Annotated in this window: 14 protein-coding genes; 10 read left to right on the top strand and 4 right to left on the bottom strand. The window is 61.9% G+C overall.

The window, feature by feature from the left end; translation table 11 throughout:
• Positions 1–70: 70 nt before the first annotated feature.
• Positions 71–307, bottom strand: coding sequence for a hypothetical protein (locus KVQ74_RS23040; RefSeq protein ID WP_217833673.1), 237 nt, complete (start codon positions 305–307; stop codon positions 71–73).
• Positions 308–491: 184 nt separating this feature from the next.
• Here KVQ74_RS23040 and KVQ74_RS23045 point away from each other — a divergent pair, with 184 nt between their 5' ends.
• Entirely contained in the window at positions 492–1,049 is a 558-nt protein-coding gene (locus tag KVQ74_RS23045; RefSeq protein ID WP_217833674.1) for an NADPH-dependent FMN reductase, read from the top strand.
• Between the two features lie 53 nt (positions 1,050–1,102).
• On the opposite strand, the gene KVQ74_RS23050 is transcribed toward KVQ74_RS23045, so the two are convergent.
• Entirely contained in the window at positions 1,103–2,053 is a 951-nt protein-coding gene (locus KVQ74_RS23050) for a DUF1853 family protein (RefSeq protein WP_217833675.1), read from the bottom strand.
• A 113-nt stretch (positions 2,054–2,166) separates the two neighbouring features.
• Here KVQ74_RS23050 and KVQ74_RS23055 point away from each other — a divergent pair, with 113 nt between their 5' ends.
• The 6 genes from KVQ74_RS23055 to pepN are packed head-to-tail and all read left to right on the top strand — an operon-like array spanning position 2,167 to position 8,683.
• Positions 2,167–3,057, top strand: a complete 891-nt coding sequence (locus KVQ74_RS23055; protein WP_217833676.1) for an NAD(+) kinase — start codon at positions 2,167–2,169, stop codon at positions 3,055–3,057.
• The gene (locus KVQ74_RS23060; RefSeq protein ID WP_404822727.1) at positions 3,054–4,028 is read left to right on the top strand and encodes a metallophosphoesterase; all 975 of its coding nucleotides are present in this window, start codon (positions 3,054–3,056) and stop codon (positions 4,026–4,028) included. Before KVQ74_RS23055 ends, KVQ74_RS23060 begins: the two co-directional genes overlap by 4 nt.
• Positions 4,025–4,894 carry a rhomboid family intramembrane serine protease gene (locus tag KVQ74_RS23065; RefSeq protein ID WP_217833678.1) on the top strand — a complete coding sequence of 290 codons (870 nt, stop codon included), beginning with the start codon at positions 4,025–4,027 and terminating at the stop codon, positions 4,892–4,894. The genes KVQ74_RS23060 and KVQ74_RS23065 overlap by 4 nt, the downstream gene beginning before the upstream one ends.
• A gap of 33 nt (positions 4,895–4,927) precedes the next feature.
• A complete protein-coding gene (locus KVQ74_RS23070) occupies positions 4,928–5,188 on the top strand; it encodes a YeaC family protein (protein ID WP_217833679.1) in 261 nt (86 codons plus the stop codon).
• Positions 5,185–6,015: a DUF2797 domain-containing protein gene (locus tag KVQ74_RS23075; protein WP_217833680.1), complete on the top strand. Its 831-nt coding sequence runs from the start codon at positions 5,185–5,187 to the stop codon at positions 6,013–6,015. Before KVQ74_RS23070 ends, KVQ74_RS23075 begins: the two co-directional genes overlap by 4 nt.
• A 10-nt stretch (positions 6,016–6,025) precedes the next feature.
• A complete protein-coding gene (gene pepN / locus KVQ74_RS23080; RefSeq protein WP_217833681.1) occupies positions 6,026–8,683 on the top strand; it encodes an aminopeptidase N in 2,658 nt (885 codons plus the stop codon).
• Between the two features lie 73 nt (positions 8,684–8,756).
• Here pepN and katG read toward each other — a convergent pair whose 3' ends face one another.
• Complete coding sequence (katG, locus tag KVQ74_RS23085; protein ID WP_217833682.1) at positions 8,757–11,024, bottom strand: catalase/peroxidase HPI; 2,268 nt, start codon at positions 11,022–11,024, stop codon at positions 8,757–8,759.
• A 323-nt stretch (positions 11,025–11,347) separates the two neighbouring features.
• On the opposite strand from katG, the gene KVQ74_RS23090 reads away from it, so the two are divergent.
• Positions 11,348–13,384: a TonB-dependent receptor gene (locus KVQ74_RS23090; protein WP_217833683.1), complete on the top strand. Its 2,037-nt coding sequence runs from the start codon at positions 11,348–11,350 to the stop codon at positions 13,382–13,384.
• A 59-nt stretch (positions 13,385–13,443) separates the two neighbouring features.
• Here the strand turns inward: KVQ74_RS23090 and KVQ74_RS23095 are convergent, their stop codons facing one another.
• Complete coding sequence (locus KVQ74_RS23095) at positions 13,444–15,654, bottom strand: LTA synthase family protein (RefSeq protein WP_217833684.1); 2,211 nt, start codon at positions 15,652–15,654, stop codon at positions 13,444–13,446.
• Positions 15,655–15,957: 303 nt separating this feature from the next.
• Between KVQ74_RS23095 and KVQ74_RS23100 the strand changes: the two genes are divergently transcribed.
• The gene (locus KVQ74_RS23100; RefSeq protein ID WP_217833685.1) at positions 15,958–16,977 is read left to right on the top strand and encodes a sterol desaturase family protein; all 1,020 of its coding nucleotides are present in this window, start codon (positions 15,958–15,960) and stop codon (positions 16,975–16,977) included.
• A gap of 111 nt (positions 16,978–17,088) precedes the next feature.
• Positions 17,089–17,643, top strand: coding sequence for a hypothetical protein (locus tag KVQ74_RS23105; RefSeq protein ID WP_217833686.1), 555 nt, complete (start codon positions 17,089–17,091; stop codon positions 17,641–17,643).
• Positions 17,644–17,689: the final 46 nt, after the last annotated feature.

Genomic DNA, 17,689 nt, shown 5'->3' on the forward strand with positions numbered 1-17,689 from the left:
CGGGCAGTTGGGGTCAGTGGCTGAATCCTACCCCAACTCTGCGTCCAAGACTGCTGCTCATAACAACGCGTTATGAAGCGATGGACGGCTCGGGTTCGCGGATCAGCGTGATGCCCGATTGAACCAGCAGGAACTCGTTCTCATCGATTTTATTGACGCGGTCGCCAATCGCCAGTTTGTAGGTGGTGACAGGCTCCATGCCGCCGAGACCGTCCGCCGACGGGTTGGATTCCTGGAACTCATGCACGGAATAAACGCGGCCTTCCGCATCTCTTGCATGGAACTGACCGACGAGTACTGCTGCCATCTGCTTAGAACCTCTGGAGATAAAACGCTTGATTTGCGGCTTGGTAGACCGTCATCAGGCTCGGTAAGTTTTCCTACAGGAAAAAAATATTCGGGACGCAGGAAAATCCTTCGTCAACTGGTGGAATCGTCGATGGATCATCTATAACTACAGGCTCCTCCCACGGACAGTCGAGAGTCTTCCAATGAGCAACGTCTATAACGTCGCAGTAGTGGTCGGCAGCCTGCGTAAAGCATCGATCAATCGCAAAGTCGCCCTGGCCCTGGCGGAGCTGGCGCCGACCAACCTCAAGCTTGAAATCGTCGAAATTGGCGATCTGCCCCTTTATAACGAAGACATCGACGGCGATTCACCGCCCGCAGCCTACAGTACTTTCCGTCAGCGGGTGGGTTCATCCGACGCGGTGCTGTTTGTGACCCCCGAATACAACCGTTCGGTGCCCGCACCGTTGAAAAACGCCATCGATGTCGGCTCCCGGCCGTACGGCAAAAGTGTCTGGGGTGGCAAGCCGGGGGCGGTCATCAGCGTTTCTCCCGGCGCCATTGGTGGCTTCGGTGCCAACCAGCATCTGCGCCAGTCCTTCGTATTTCTCAACGTGCCGTGCATGCAGCAGCCGGAAGCCTACCTGGGCGGCGCCGGGACTGCGTTCGACGAGGCCGGCAAGTTGAACGAGTCGGTGAAGCCGTTCCTGCAAAGCTTCATCAATGCCTATGGGCAGTGGGTGGAGCAGCACAAAAAGTGAGGCACTGACGCCCCGGACATTGTGGGAGCGGGCGAGCCTGCTCCCATCGGGTTTCAGGCCTGTCCCGGTACATTCGGCCAAAGGTCCGACACCAGAAACAGCCGCTCGGCTTCTTCCCATTCGCCTCGCGCGTTCTCGGTCAGGCGCACCATCAGTTGCGCCGGCGCCAGGGGTTCCAGTTCATTCAACCAGGCCTGCAAGTGTTCCGGGCTCCAGGTCTGATCCGCCGGGTAATGCGCCGGGGCCAGCCAGGCGTGGCGGGGCAGGGACTGCCAGCGTCCGGCCGGGCGCTGGGCGACGAACGCCGGCCAGTCCCGTTGATGCAGCCAGCTGCCGCGCAGGTGCTGCGGATGGGCGCCGTTGGGTGATTCGGACTGCCCGGGCCATGGATAGAGCAGGTAACCGCCCAGCCACAACTGCGCGCTGAACACCTCGATATCCAGCGCCTTCAGGACCTCACGGCTTTCTGCGCGGGCGGAGATCGGTAACTGGTGTTCGCTCAGGTGCGCCAGTTTGCGATCGAGTCGATCGTGACAGCCAGGGCCGAGCCACTGCGCCGGATCGCGGCCGTCGCCATTCTGCGGGCCGAGGTAGAGCTTGATCGCCAGTTCCAGGTGATGCACGCCGTCGCGGTCGCGCAGCAGCATGTCCAGCTCGCCGAGGGTATGGCCTTCGCGGCGGATCGGCAGGTTGGCGGCGATCAGCTCGATGCCCGGCGCATGTTCCACCGCAAACTGCCACAGCCGCTCGTAATACAGCCCCAGACGCCGGGTGCGGGCCTGGGACAGCCAGTGCAGCAGGCCATAGCTGTCGCGATCGAGCCGGCGCAGCCAGTGTTCCAGTTGCTGCGGGTCGCGCACCCAGTCGCTGCCCGCCAGCGGATGGCGTTGCGGCCACGGCGTGCTCGCCAGCATCGGCGGGGCGAGGATCACCCACGCCAGATCGCGCACCTCCGGGTGGCGCAATTGGTGGGGCAGCTGGAGCAAATCGGGAAATAGGATCATCTTGCGAGCATAGCCGCAAACAGGGGCGCGCCCTTGAGGCTGAAAGGATTTTGTCTATCGGTGGCTTTCGCCCATAATCGTCGTTTTCGCCGTCGCAACTCTGCAGGAGTCCCATGGAGCAATTTCGTAATATCGGCATCATCGGTCGCCTGGGCAGTTCCCAGGTGCTGGATACCGTCCGCCGACTGAAACGCTTTCTGCTCGATCGTCACCTGCATGTGATTCTCGAAGACACCATCGCCGAAGTCCTGCCGGGGCATGGTCTGCAAACCTCGTCGCGCAAGATGCTCGGCGAAGTCTGCGACATGGTCATCGTCGTTGGCGGTGACGGCAGCCTGCTCGGCGCCGCCCGGGCGCTGGCGCGGCACAACATTCCGGTGCTCGGGATCAACCGTGGCAGCCTCGGATTTCTTACCGACATTCGTCCGGACGAGCTGGAAATCAAGGTCGCCGAAGTGCTCGACGGCCATTATCTGGTGGAAAACCGCTTCCTGCTGCAAGCCGAAGTCCGCCGCCATGCCGAGGCCATCGGCCAGGGCGATGCGTTGAACGACGTGGTGCTGCACCCCGGCAAGTCGACGCGGATGATCGAGTTCGAACTGTACATCGACGGTCAGTTCGTCTGCAGCCAGAAGGCCGACGGCCTGATCGTCTCCACGCCGACCGGTTCCACCGCTTACGCCCTGTCCGCCGGCGGCCCGATCATGCATCCCAAGCTCGACGCTATTGTGATTGTGCCCATGTACCCCCATACCTTGTCTGGGCGGCCCATCGTGGTCGATGGCAACAGTGAGCTGAAAATCGTCGTGTCCAAAGATATGCAGATCTACCCGCAAGTCTCCTGCGACGGGCAGAACCATTTCACCTGCGCGCCGGGCGACACCATCACCGTCAGCAAGAAAGCACAGAAGCTGCGGCTGATTCATCCGCTTGACCACAACTACTACGAAGTCTGCCGCACCAAGCTCGGCTGGGGCAGCAAGTTGGGTGGTGGAGGCGACTGATGCTCGATCCCGCGCGTAGCTACGACCTGATTGGTGACGTGCACGGATGCGCCCTGACGCTGGAACACTTGCTTGACCGGCTCGGTTATCACAAGCAGGGCGGCGTCTGGCGGCATCCCTCACGCATGGCGGTGTTCGTCGGCGACATCATCGACCGCGGCCCGCGAATCCGCGAGGCGCTGCACATCGTCCACGACATGGTCGAGGCCGGTCAGGCTTTGTGCATCATGGGCAATCATGAATTCAATGCCCTCGGCTGGAGCACCCCGGCGCCACCGGGCAGCGGCAAGCAGTTCGTGCGCGAACACACGCCGCGCCATGCGCGCCTGCTGCACGAAACCCTGACCCAGTTCGAAGAGCATCCGGGCGACTGGCATGATTTCCAGCGCTGGTTCTACGAGTTGCCCTTGTTTGTCGATGCCGGACGCTTCCGGGTGGTGCATGCCTGTTGGGATGCCGGCCTGATCGAGCCGTTGCGTGGGCTGTTTCCCGACGGCTGCATCGATGAACATTTCCTCCAGGCCTCGGCGGTGCCGGAGAGCTTTGCCTGCACGGTCTTCGATCGCCTGCTGCGCGGCACCGACATGCGTTTGCCCCATGGCCTGACCATGACCAGCGGCGACGGCCTGGTGCGATCGTTCTTCCGCACCAAGTTCTGGGAAGACGACCCGAAAACCTACGGCGACATCGTGTTCCAGCCCGATGCCTTGCCGGAACCGGTGGCGCAGACCCCGTTGACCTCCACTGAAAAAAATTCCCTGTTGCGCTACGGCGTCGATGAGCCCTTGTTGTTCGTCGGCCATTACTGGCGCAGCGGCAAACCGGCGCCGATCCGGCCGAACCTGGCGTGCCTGGATTACAGCGCGGTGCTCTACGGCAAGCTGGTGGCTTATCGTCTGGATCAGGAAACCCGCCTCGATCCGCATAAATTCGTCTGGGTCGATGTCGAGCGACCGGAGGTGCTGCAATGAGTGCGATCGCGGTATTGCGCCTGCCGTTGGCGGCGGACTTGAGCGGTTTTGTCAAACTGCTGCAACGCATGCAGGTGCCCCATCGTGTCAGCGAAGAGGCGGGCGAGCAGGTGCTGTGGGTGCCGGCGGAAATCAGCGACGACGTGCGCTCGCTGTACGAACGCTTCCCGGCGGGCGATCCCGATCAGCAGCTGGACATCCCGGTGGCGCAGACCTTCAAGCGCCCGAGCTTTGTCGAACAGTTGAAATACGCCAAGGCCACGGGGTTCATCCTGTTGCTGAGCCTGATCGTCGGCGGGCTGACGTTTCTTGGCGACAACCTCGAGACGATGCGCTGGCTGACGTTCCTCGATTTCCGCGTGGTCGGCGAATACATCCACTTCACACCGCTGGCCGACAGCCTGGCGGCGGGGCAGTGGTGGCGGCTGTTCACGCCGATGCTGCTCCACTTCGGCATCTTGCACCTGGCCATGAACGGCATGTGGTTCTGGGAGCTGGGGCGGCGCATCGAGTCGCGTCAGGGCAGCATCAACCTGATCGGCCTGACCCTGCTGTTCAGCCTGGTGTCGAACTACGCGCAGTATTATTTCAGCGGTGCGACCCTGTTCGGCGGCCTGTCCGGCGTGCTCTACGGCTTGCTCGGGCATTGCTGGATCTTCCAGTTGCTGGCGCCGAACCCGGCCTATCGCCTGCCGCGCGGCGTGCTGGTGATGATGCTGGTGTGGTTGCTGCTGTGCCTGTCCGGACTGGTGTCGATGATCGGTTTCGGCGAAATCGCTAACGCCGCTCACGTCGGCGGGTTACTCATCGGATGCTTCACCGGTTTGTTGGGCGGTTTGTATAACCGCCGTAAACTGGCCGTCTAATTTAGCCTGTGAATAAAGAGCACGGAGACCCTGATGTCCTCTTTTAACGAGTTGATCAAGAACATTACCCCCGACATCTACCAGAGCCTGAAACTGGCGGTGGAGATCGGCAAGTGGTCCGACGGTGGCAAGCTCACCGCCGAGCAGCGTGAGCTGTCGTTGCAGGCAATGATCGCCTGGGAAACCCAGAACCTGCCGGAAGACCAGCGCACCGGTTACATGGGGCCGCAGGAGTGTGCATCGAAATCGATCGAAGTGCCGAACATCCTGTTCAAGTCGGATGCCATCCATTGATCGAGATTGGCCGCGGTGCAATCAGCAAAATGTCGGCACGCCTGGACGGGCCGACCGTGCAATACGCGTTTCGTCTGGATGATGTCGAGGTGCCGGTCAATCCGTTGATCGGTAGCACGGTGCGTCTGGAATACCTGGGGGCGATCCACTGCACCCATTGCGGACGCAAGACCAAAACCAGTTTCAGCCAGGGTTATTGCTACCCGTGCATGACCAGACTGGCCCAGTGCGACATCTGCATCATGAGCCCGGAGCGCTGCCATTTCGACGCCGGCACCTGCCGGGAGCCTGAGTGGGGCGAGAAGTTCTGCATGACCGATCATGTGGTCTACCTGGCGAACTCGTCGGGGATCAAGGTCGGCATCACCCGTGCCACCCAGTTGCCGACCCGTTGGCTCGACCAGGGCGCCAGCCAGGCGTTGCCGATCATGCGCGTCGCCACTCGCCAGCAGTCGGGGTTCGTCGAAGACCTGTTCCGCAGCCAGGTGGCGGACAAGACCAACTGGCGGGCGTTGCTCAAGGGCGATGCGGCGGCGGTGGATCTGGCGCAGGTGCGCGATCAGCTGTTTGCAAGCTGCGCCGAAGGCCTGCAAGGCTTGCAGGAGCGATTCGGCCTACAAGCAATTCAGACGATTACCGATGTCGATCCGCTGGAAATCCGCTATCCGATCGAGCAATACCCGGCCAAAATCGTCAGCTTCAACCTGGACAAGAACCCGATTGCCGAAGGCACGCTGCTGGGGATCAAGGGCCAGTACCTGATCTTCGACACCGGCGTGATCAATATTCGCAAGTACACGGCTTATCAGCTCGCCGTGCATCAATAAGGACTCCAGCATGCGCACCGAACAACCGAAGATGATTTACCTGAAGGACTATCAGGCGCCCGAGTACCTGATCGACGAAACGCACCTGACCTTCGAGTTGTTCGAGGATCACAGCCTGGTTCATGCGCAACTGGTGATGCGCCGCAATCCTGCGCGCGGCCCGGGCCTGCCGCCGCTGGTGCTCGACGGTCAGCAACTGGAGTTGCTGTCGGTGACCCTGGCCGACCAGGAACTGAGCGCCGCTGACTACCAGCTCAGCGAAAACCACCTGACCCTGCAACCGGCCAGCGCCACTTTCACGGTCGACACCAGCGTCAGAATCCACCCGGAAACCAACACCGCGCTGGAGGGCCTGTACAAGTCCGGCACGATGTTCTGTACCCAGTGCGAGGCCGAAGGCTTCCGCAAGATCACCTATTACCTCGACCGCCCGGACGTGATGAGCAAGTTCACCACCACGGTGGTCGCCGAGCAGCACAGCTACCCGGTGTTGCTGTCCAACGGCAACCCGATCGCTTCCGGCCCTGGCGAAGACGGCCGGCACTGGGCGACCTGGGAAGACCCGTTCATGAAGCCGGCGTACCTGTTCGCGCTGGTGGCCGGTGACCTGTGGTGCGTCGAAGACACCTTCACCACCATGACCCGGCGTGAAGTGGCGCTGCGCATCTACGTCGAGCCGGAAAACATCGACAAGTGCCAGCACGCCATGAACAGCCTGAAGAAGTCGATGCGCTGGGATGAAGAGGTCTACGGTCGCGAGTACGATCTGGACATCTTCATGATCGTTGCCGTGAACGACTTCAACATGGGCGCTATGGAGAACAAGGGCCTCAACATCTTCAACTCCAGCGCCGTGCTGGCCCGCGCCGAAACCGCCACCGACGCCGCGCACCAGCGGGTCGAGGCGATCGTCGCCCACGAGTACTTCCACAACTGGTCGGGCAACCGCGTGACCTGCCGCGACTGGTTCCAGCTGTCGCTCAAGGAAGGTTTCACCGTATTCCGCGATTCCGGTTTCTCCGCCGACATGAACTCGGCCACGGTCAAGCGCATTCAGGACGTGGCCTACCTGCGTACCCACCAGTTCGCCGAAGATGCCGGCCCGATGGCCCATGCGGTGCGCCCGGACAGCTTCATCGAGATCTCCAACTTCTACACCCTGACCGTGTACGAAAAGGGTTCGGAAGTGGTCGGCATGATCCACACGCTCCTGGGTGCCGAAGGCTTCCGCAAGGGCAGTGACCTGTACTTCGAGCGCCATGACGGGCAGGCCGTGACCTGCGATGACTTCATCAAGGCCATGGAAGATGCCAACGGCGTCGATCTGACCCAGTTCAAGCGCTGGTACAGCCAGGCCGGTACGCCACGCCTGGCGGTGAGCGAGTCCTACGACGCAGCGGCGAAAACCTACAGCCTGACCTTCCGCCAGAGCTGCCCGCAGACGCCGGACAAGGTGGAAAAGCTGCCGTTCGTGATTCCGGTGGCGCTGGGTCTGCTGGACAGCCAGGGTCATGAAATCGCGCTGCGTCTGGCCGGTGAAGCCTCCTCGCAAGGCACCAGCCGGGTCATTTCCGTGACCGAGGCCGAGCAGACCTTCACCTTCGTCGACATCGCCGAACAACCGCTGCCCTCGTTGCTGCGCGGCTTCTCGGCGCCGGTGAAACTGAGCTTCCCGTACAACCGCGATCAACTGATGTTCCTGATGCAGCACGACAGCGACGGCTTCAACCGCTGGGATGCCGGCCAGCAGCTGTCGGTGCAGGTCTTGCAAGAGCTGATCGAGCAGCAGCAGAAGGGCGAGGCGCTGGTTCTCGATCCACGTCTGGTTTCTGCGTTGAAAACGGTGTTGTCCGATGAAAGCCTGGATCAGGCCATGGTCGCGGAAATGCTTTCGCTGCCAAGCGAAGCCTACCTGACCGAAATCAGTGAAATCGCTGACGTCGAGGCGATCCATACCGCTCGCGAGTTCGCGCGCCAGCAACTGGCGGACAACCTGTTCGAAGCCCTGTGGCTGCGTTATCAGGCCAACCGCGACCTGTCCAAGCAAACCCCGTACGTGGCCGAGGCCGAGCATTTTGCCCGTCGCGCGTTGCAGAACATCGCGCTGTCGTACCTGATGCTCAGCGGCAAGCCGCAAGTGCTGGCGGCGACGCTGGAGCAGTTCGACGCCTGCGACAACATGACCGAACGCCTGACTGCGCTGGCGGTACTGGTCAACTCGCCGTTCGATGAGCAGAAAGCCCAGGCGCTGGCGAGCTTCGCCGAGCACTTCAAGGACAATCCGCTGGTCATGGATCAGTGGTTCAGCGTGCAGGCCGGCAGCACCTTGCCCGGCGGCCTGGAGCGCACGAAGGCGCTGATGCAGCACCCGGCGTTCAACATCAAGAACCCGAACAAGGTGCGTGCGCTGGTCGGCGCGTTTGCCGGGCAGAACCTGATCAACTTCCATGCGGCCGATGGTTCGGGCTATCGCTTCCTGGCGGATCTGGTCATCGAGCTGAACGGTTTCAATCCGCAGATCGCCTCGCGCCAACTGGCGCCGCTGACCCGCTGGCGCAAGTACGACAGCGCCCGTCAGGCGTTGATGAAAGGCGAGCTGGAGCGGATTCTGGCATCGGGTCAGTTGTCCAGCGATGTGTACGAAGTGGTCAGCAAAAGCCTGGCCTGATTCAAGGCCTTCCCCTCAGCCAGACCATAAAAAACGCCGCTTAAAAGCGGCGTTTTTTGTCCCTGCAACCCCTCTATTTTTTCAAGTCAAACCGGTCCAGATCCATCACCTTGGCCCAGGCCGCCACAAAGTCGCTGACGAACTGCGCTTTTGCATCCGCACTGGCATACACCTCCGCCAGCGCACGCAATTGCGCGTGGGAGCCGAAGACCAGGTCGACACGAGTGGCGGTCCACTTCACGCCACCGGTCTTGCGGTCGCGACCTTCGAACTCGTCCGCCGCCGCCGAGGTCGGTTTCCATTCCACGCCCATGTCCAGCAGGTTGCTGAAGAAGTCGTTGGTCAGGGTTCCCGGCCGGTCGGTGAACACGCCATGGCGGGTTTTGCCGACGTTGGTGTCCAGCACCCGCAGGCCGCCGATCAGTACGGTCATTTCCGGTGCCGAAAGGGTCAGCAGTTGCGCCCGGTCGATCAACAGAGATTCCGCTGACACGCGATACGTGGTCTTGGCGAAGTTGCGGAAGCCATCGGTGTGCGGTTCGAGGAAGCCGAACGAGTCGACATCGGTCTGTTCCTGCGAGGCATCGGTGCGACCCGGCGAAAACGGCACGGTGACGGTATGCCCGGCATTTTTCGCCGCCTGTTCGACGCCGGCGTTGCCGGCCAGCACGATCAGGTCTGCCAGCGAGACTTTTTTGCCTGCGGCATTGAAGTCGTTCTGGATACCCTCGAGTACCTTGAGCACCTTGTCCAGTTGCTCCGGCTGGTTGGCCTGCCAGAACCGCTGTGGCGCCAGACGCAGACGCCCGCCGTTGGCACCGCCGCGCTTGTCCGAGCCACGGAAGGTCGAGGCTGATGCCCAGGCGGTGGAAACCAGTTCCGAGACGGACAGCCCGGAGGCCAGCACTTTGCTTTTCAGTGCTGCCACGTCGCTGTCATCGATCAGCGGGTGGTTCACTTCAGGAATCGGGTCTTGCCAGAGCAATTCTTCGTTGGGCAGTTCCGGGCCGAGATAGCGCGAGAGTGGCCCCATGTCACGGTGGATCAGTTTGTACCAGGCACGGGCGAAGGCGTCGGCCAGTTGATCCGGATTGGCGAGGAAGCGCCGCGAGATCTGGTCATAGGCCGGGTCGAAACGCAGGGCCAGGTCGGAGGTGAGCATTCTCGGGTCGATGCGTTTGCTCGAGTCGTGGGCGTGGGGAATGGTGCCGGCCCCGGCGCCGTTTTTCGGTTTCCATTGATGGGCGCCGGCCGGGCTCTTGGTCAGCTCCCACTCGAAGCCGTAGAGATTTTCCAGATAGTTGTTGCTCCACTTCGTTGGCGTAGTGGTCCAGGTCACTTCCAGGCCGCTGGTGATCGTGTCGCCACCCTTGCCGGTGCCGAACGTGCTTTTCCAGCCCAGGCCTTGAAGCTCCAGACCGGCAGCTTCCGGTTCCGGCCCGACGTTGTCGGCAGGGCCGGCGCCGTGGGTCTTGCCGAAGGCGTGGCCGCCGGCGATCAGGGCCACGGTTTCCTCGTCATTCATGGCCATGCGGCCGAAGGTTTCGCGGATGTCCTTGGCCGAGGCGACCGGATCGGGATGGCCCTCGGGGCCTTCCGGGTTCACGTAGATCAGGCCCATTTGCACGGCGGCCAACGGGTTCTCCAGATTGCGTTCGCCCTGGTTGGTGCGGCTTGCTTCGTTGCCGTGTTCTGCCGGCTCCGCTACCAGGGTGCCGTCGCCAGGTGGCTGCATGGCCTCCGGGTCCTTGCCATAGCGGTTGTCGCCGCCTAGCCACTTGTTTTCCGAACCCCAGTACACGTCCTCATCCGGCTCCCACACATCGGGGCGTCCGCCAGAGAAACCGAAGGTCTTGAAGCCCATGGACTCCAGCGCGACGTTGCCGGTGAGCACGATCAGGTCGGCCCAGGAAATGTTGCGGCCGTACTTTTGCTTGATCGGCCACAGCAGGCGCCGGGCCTTGTCGAGGCTGACGTTGTCCGGCCAGCTGTTGAGCGGGGCGAAGCGTTGCTGGCCGGAGCCGGCGCCGCCCCGGCCGTCAGCGGTGCGGTAGGTGCCGGCACTGTGCCAGGCCATGCGGATGAAGAGCGGGCCGTAGTGGCCGAAGTCGGCGGGCCACCAGTCCTGAGAGTCGGTCATCAGCGCGTTGATATCGCGCTTGAGGGCCTGGAAATCCAGGCTTTTGAAGGCCTTGGCGTAGTCGAAGTCCTTGCCCAGTGGATCGGACTTGGGCGAGTGCTGACTCAGGATTTTCAGGTTCAGTTGATTCGGCCACCAATCGCGGTTCGTTGTGCCACCGCCGGCGGCGTGATTGAACGGGCATTTCGATTCATTTGCCATGTCCGGGTCCTTATCAGGTCTTCTGCGGCCGGCTCGTGCCGACTTCGGAGTAGTAAGGCTAGCCCCGACTTTGCCAGTCGGCTAATAGGCCGACTATTGGACGCTGATAGGCGAAAGCTTTCAGGTTTTTACGCGGCATTAATGCCCCTCGAAAAATCGGTTGAGCCCGCAAGAACCGCGTGCTTGAGCGCTTGTTGCAAATCCATGGCGAGAACAGTGATGGCAAATAGAAATGTTATTGTATAACATTAATTTTGTTTCATGCTGTCTCTGGCATTGCTGTTTGCCAGCGACTTTCACTTTTCTGCTCACGGAATTCTGAAATGCCCGCCCGTTCTCGACCCCTCCCGCGACGCCTGACACCCCTGGCCACCGCGCTGCTGTTTGCAGCGCCGGTGTTCGCCGCCGAAACCCTCGAACTGCAACCGCAAGTCATCACCGGCAACCCCCTCGGCAGCCAAACCCTCGCATCCCCGTCGACGGTGCTGGCGGGTGACGAGCTGACGTTTCAGCAGAAGGGCAGTCTGGGCGAAACCCTGAACAGGCAGCCGGGCGTCTCGTCGTCGTACTTTGGTCCGGGGGCGAGTCGGCCGATCATCCGGGGCCAGGACGGCGACCGCATTCGCATTCTGCGCAATGGCGTCGGGGCGCTGGATGCCTCCTCGCTGTCTTACGACCATGCGGTGCCGCTGGACCCGGTCAACGTCGAGCGCGTTGAAATCGTTCGTGGCCCGGCGGCGCTGTTGTACGGCGGCAGCGCCATCGGCGGGGTGGTCAACACCTTCGACAACCGCATTCCGACCGAAGCCATCGAAGGTATTCACGGTGCGGGCGAACTGCGCTACGGCGGCGCCGACACCACCCGCAGCAGCGCCGGCAAACTGGAGGCGGGCAACGGCCAATTCGCCTTGCATGTGGACGCCAGCGCTCGCGAATTCAACGACCTGAAAATCCCTGGATACGCCAGGACCAGCCGCGAACGCGCCAACGACGATGGCGACTCGAACAAGCATCGCCTGGCCAACAGCGACGGCCGTCAGGATGGCGGAGCGGTCGGCGGTTCCTACACCTGGGACGATGGCTACGCCGGCCTGTCCTATAGCAATTACGACTCGAACTACGGCTCGCCGGCCGAAGACGATGTGCGGATTCGCATGCAGCAGGAGCATTACGCCTTCGCCTCGGAGATTCGCAATCTCGATGGCCCTTTCAGTTCGGTGAAGTTCGACGCCGGGTACACCGATTACGAACACCGGGAAATCGAAGGCGGGGAAACGGGCACCACGTTCAAGAACAAGGGCTACGAGGCGCGGGTCGAGGCGCGGCACCAGCCGCTCGGGCCGCTCAACGGGGTGATTGGCGCCCAGGTCAGCCGCAATGAATTCTCGGCCCTGGGTGAAGAAGCGTTCGTTCCGCAAACCGACACCAATGCCGGTGCGCTGTTCATTCTCGAAGAGTTGCAAGCCACGGATCGACTGCTGCTCACCCTCGGCGGACGACTGGAACACACCACCGTCGACCCGGACGCCAAAGGCAACGAGCGCTTTGCCAATGCCGACCGTTCCAGCAGTTTTACCGCTGGCAGTCTGTCGTCCGGCGCGGTGTACACCCTGACACCAATCTGGTCGGTGGCCGCCACCCTTGGCTACACCGAACGAGCGCCGACGTTCTACGAGCTGTATGCCAACGGCGCCCACGTCGCGACCGGCACCTATGAAGTCGGCGATGCCGGCCTGTCGAAAGAAAAAGCCGTGTCCAGCGACCTGGCGCTGCGTTTCGACAACGGCACTCACAAGGGCAGCGTCGGTGTGTTCTACAGTCACTTCTCCAATTACATCGGTCTGCTGGGCACCGGTCGCACGCTCAATGACGAAGGGGAGCAGGACGCCGATGGCATTCCTGAATATGCCTACTCCGGCGTGCGTGCGCGCTTCAGCGGTGTCGAAGCGCAGGATCGTTGGGAGCTGGGCGAGAGCGCCTACGGCAAGTTTGCCCTGGAGCTGTCCGGCGATTACACCCGGGCGAAAAACCTCGACACCGGCGAAGACCTGCCGCGCATCGCGCCGCTGCGCTTGAACAGCGGTTTGCTGTGGAGTCTGGATCGCTGGCAGGCGCGGATCGATGTCGAGCACGCCAGCGCGCAGCATCGCGTGCCGGACAATGAAAGCAGCACCGATGGCTACACCACACTGGGGGCGAATGTGGGTTACAACTTTGATATCGGCCAGAGCAAGTGGCTGGCCTTCGTCAATGCTGAGAACCTGACCAATCAAACCGTGCGCTACGCCAGTTCGATCCTGCGCGACATCGCGCCGGCCGAAGGGCGCAGCATTCAGGTCGGGTTGCGCACCACGTTCTGATTGTCCGCAAACAGCCTGTACGCCAACGTCTCAGCGGGTGTGAGACGTTGGCTCACCCATCAACTCGATTGCTCGGTATCGTCGGCCGGCAATTCATCCAGCAAATCATCTTGCCCCGGCAGTTCAGTGATCACGCTGAAATCCGTCACTTCCACCGCACCCAACCCATATCCCAGCAGATGGAACGAGAACGCCTTGCGCGGCTGCGGGTTGTCGAAGCTGAAATCCATTTCCAGCGGTTGATCCGCCGTGGCGACCATTTCCGCTGGCAGGCCCAGTTGCACGTCCTGCTCGAACTCCTTGGCCTTGAGCTGGATGTACGCCGCCTGCTGTGGATCCACCGAACGTACGGTCAGACGCACGCGAGTGTGCGAGCCCTTGGGCATTTCCAGGTATTGCGCGCCGATCAGGTTATCGGCCCAGTCGTCCTTGATCTGCGCTTGCAGCGGAATGACGTTGGTGCTGCCGAACTGGTAGTGCTGGTTCAGTGGCGTGCGCAGCAACGAGGCGTCCAGCGCAGTGGCGCGGGCGGCAATCTGCCGGGCGTTCTGGCTGTTGGAGTTGCCCTTGAACGTCGCGCGCTCGGCGATGAAACCTTCGCTGGCGTAGTAGCGGCAGCGGCGGGGCATGTCGCACTCGGCAAAGACGCCCTGGCCGTTGTGGTAGCGCAGTTTGCCGTTGGTGAACGACATGATTTCGCGCCCTGAATCGTAGTCGCGAAACAGCGAACGACCGCTGAGGGCCGAGGGCACCGGCAGGTCGAAGTAATCGAGAATCGAAGCGCTCAGATCGACGTGACCATAGACCCCGGCGTTCAGGCGTGGCAGTTGCGCGTGCTCGGGAGCGAGGGTCAGGTTGAAACCCCAGGACGACGCCAGGCGCACACCATCGATGCCGTGGGACTCATCGGAGGTGATGACCACCAGCGTGTCCTTGAGCACGCCCTGGCGTTCGAGGCCACTGAGGAACTGTTCCAGCGCATCGTCCAGATAACCGACGGCAGCCTGCTTCGGCGTGTCGTAGCGTTGCAGGTATTCGTCCGGCGCGGAGTAGGGCTGGTGGGTGCCGACGGTCAACAGGGTGAGCATCCACGGTTGCTTTTGTTTCTTCAGTTGACCGACGTAATCCAGCGCGCCCTCGAAGAACGCCTTGTCATCCTTGCCCCACGGGAATTCCAGGTAATTGGCGTTGGTGAACCATTCCAGGCCATGGGTCGCATCGAAGCCGATGTGCGGCATGATCTTGTCTTTGGCCATGAAGCGCAGGCCGGCGCCTTGCAGGTAGTGGGTGGCAAAGCCGTTCTGGCGCAGTTGCGCGGGCAGGCAGGCCTGATTGCGCTCGTGCTGGGTGAGCATTTCCACACCCTTGGGCGTGCCGTTGTTGAGCTTGTCATAGTCGCCGCACAACATGGCGTACAGGCCACGAATGGTCTGGTGCGTGTGCAGCACGTAATCCGGGGTGTTCATGCCGCGCTCGGCCCAGCGGCTGAGGTTGGGCATCAGGTCTTCCTGGTAATGGCTGCCGATCGCCTCGCGGTTGGCGCCGATGTAGGCGCCGGGGATGCCTTCCAGGGCGATGATCAGGACGTTGCGCGCCTGACCCGGCGCGCTCAGCAATTTGTGGCCGTTGAGGTCCAGATCAGTGAGGCCGGTCATCGGCGGTGCGGCTTCTTCGACGTCGCCGGCCAGCCAGTCCTCGGCCTGCATCTGTCCTTCGGCAACCTGGGTCGCCAGCAATTGGTGCGGCAGGTTGTACAGGCGCCATGGGTCGTCGTCGCTGGGGGAGAGGTTCTGCGCGCCCCAGTGTGCCCCGAACAACAGCACCGGTGCCGCCCACAGCGCGCGAGGCAGGGCCGGCGCCGGTGTGGCGCGGCTCGCCCAATGGGTCAGCAGCCACAGCAGCAGCGCCAGCACCAGCGCGACAGCCACTTCAGGATGAGCAAAACCGCCGCCGGTGGAGTTCTCGACGAATTGCGGATCGATCAGGTAGTGCAGATCCGCCGGGTTCGGCAGGCGTCCCACCGCGCTGACCAGTTCTGCCGTCGCCACGCTCAGCAGGACGCAGAACAACAGCACCGGCAACGCCAGCCACCACGGCCGGCGATGCAGCGCGACCACCAGCAGACTGCCGATCGCCAGGTCCGACAGATAGCCGAACGGGCTCGACCAGCCGAGTGCCGCACGCAGGCCCACGGGCACCATCAGCACCAGAAGGATCAGGGAGAAGAGGCGGGCCTGAGGGTGCCGCAGCCATTGATAAAGAGCGCTCACAAAAAAAGACCTTCCAGCCATGAAATCGTCATAAAAGTGTGCGCGATGATAACAAGGGCGGGCGTTCGGATCGCCCTTTTAAACGGCGCGCCAGCGCCGCTGTCGGCAGCGTGTTTCCTGCGGCGGGATCGCTCAAGGCCTTGATCGGCGTCCACGACGGGGGTCATGCCGGTGTGTGGCGGATGCGGTGGAGCGGCGGATTTTATGTTTCAAGCTGTTTAAATGCGCCTTTGATCCGTTTGACACTGCAATTGCGAACAACTGCGATTTACAATGCGCGACCTCTGAAAGAGATTGACCGCTGTGGATGCTTCAGCGCCGTTCCTGGTCCAGCTCCATCAATGGGTGATCGCGCCGGTCACCGAACAATTCGTCAGCCTGTTCGACCTCAATGGTCGCCTCGGGGTGGTGTTTATCCTCATGTCTTACGGCCTGGCCTACGTTCTTTTTCGCCAGCGAAAATCCCGGGGCCTGACCGAGGCGCGCTCGTTCTGGCAGTTCATTGGCGGCGGCCGGGTTCATGGGCACCGTTCGGCATGGCTGGATTATCGCTATTACTTCATCAAGGGCATTCTCCGAGTCGCCCTGGTGTTGCCCGTGGTTGGCCTCATCGACCCGCATATTCTGCGCTCGGGCGATTATGTGCAGTTCTTCACCCGACTCTGGGGTGCCCGCGAACAGTTGCCGGATCACCCGTGGCTCGCGGTGTCTTACGGGCTGGGCGTGTTTCTGTTCAGGGACTTTCTGCATTACTGGATTCACCGGGCCTTTCATTCCCGTTACCTGTGGGAATTCCACAAGGTCCACCATTCGGCCCCGGTGCTGGTTCCGGCGACCGCCAGCCGGATTCACATCGTCGAGTCGATCCTCGAACGCATCACCATCACCGCCGGCCTCGGCGCCTTCGCCGGGGTGGTCTGGTACGCCTGTGGCGGTGAGATCAGCCGCTATACCCTGTTCGGCGTGACCTGGCTGGCGCTGATCGTCAACAGCCTGGGGGCCAATCTGCGCCACACACATGTCTGGCTGTCGTTCGGGCCGAAGGTCGAGCATGTGCTCAACAGCCCGGCCCAGCACCAGATCCATCACAGCGACGCACCCCGTCATTTCAACAAGAACTTCGCCATCAACCTGTCGCTGTGGGACTGGATGTTCGGCACGCTGTACGTCACCACCTCAACCCCCGAGGCGTTGCGCTTCGGAACCGGGGAACAGGATCGCGAGCGTTACCTGACGCTGTATGGCCTGATCGTCCTGCCATTCGTGGAAACCGCGCGGCGCTTTCTGCCCGCGCCGGTAAAGCGCAAAACCCGCGTGCTGTGAACGGCGGCGTCAGCGCCGGTTTCTGGACACGATGATGGCCACTCAGTAGCATTCGCGTCTTACGAATCTGCTCTTGCACGTCGTCCGGCGTGGATCTCTCAAGGAATAGGCATGCAAGCGTTCACCCGTGGACGGGTCGTTGTGGAGTTTGGTGATTTTCGGGGTGAAATGGTCCGCCATGAGTGGGAGGCGACGCCTGCTGGCGCGCGCCATGATCGCTTTTGGGTCAAGACCGATGAGGGGCATCTGCCGCTGGACCTCTACAACAAGCACCTGGAGGTCAACCAAGGGGACGAGATTTCGGTGCTGTACGGCTGTGTGCCGAATGGTGAGCTGAAAAGCGCGGTCTGCGTGTTCAATCACACCGATTCCCGGCTTACGTCACTGTCGGACGGGAAAGTGCTTCACGGGGAAATCCTCCCGCGCCGTTCCAGTGTCCTTCCATTGCTTGCCTGCATCGCGACTTCGGCCGTGGCGGCCGGGTTCTTCGGCTGGTGGGGCGCGCCGGCGGGGATGGTGATCTATTACCTTCTCAAAGCCGAGGCGGCCAAGCGCAACCTGTTGCTGATTCATGGCCTGAATTTGCATATGACGAAGCTGAGCAAGCGTTATGTGCGTGAGGCTTCGCGAAGCAATATCAGCCGGTTGTTGGCGCGTACTCACTGACGGCCATCCAGAACGGTGAAGGCAGCCTGCCTTCGCCGTTTGCATT

This window comes from Pseudomonas botevensis (assembly GCF_019145475.1).
GTDB classification, from domain to species: domain Bacteria; phylum Pseudomonadota; class Gammaproteobacteria; order Pseudomonadales; family Pseudomonadaceae; genus Aquipseudomonas; species Aquipseudomonas botevensis.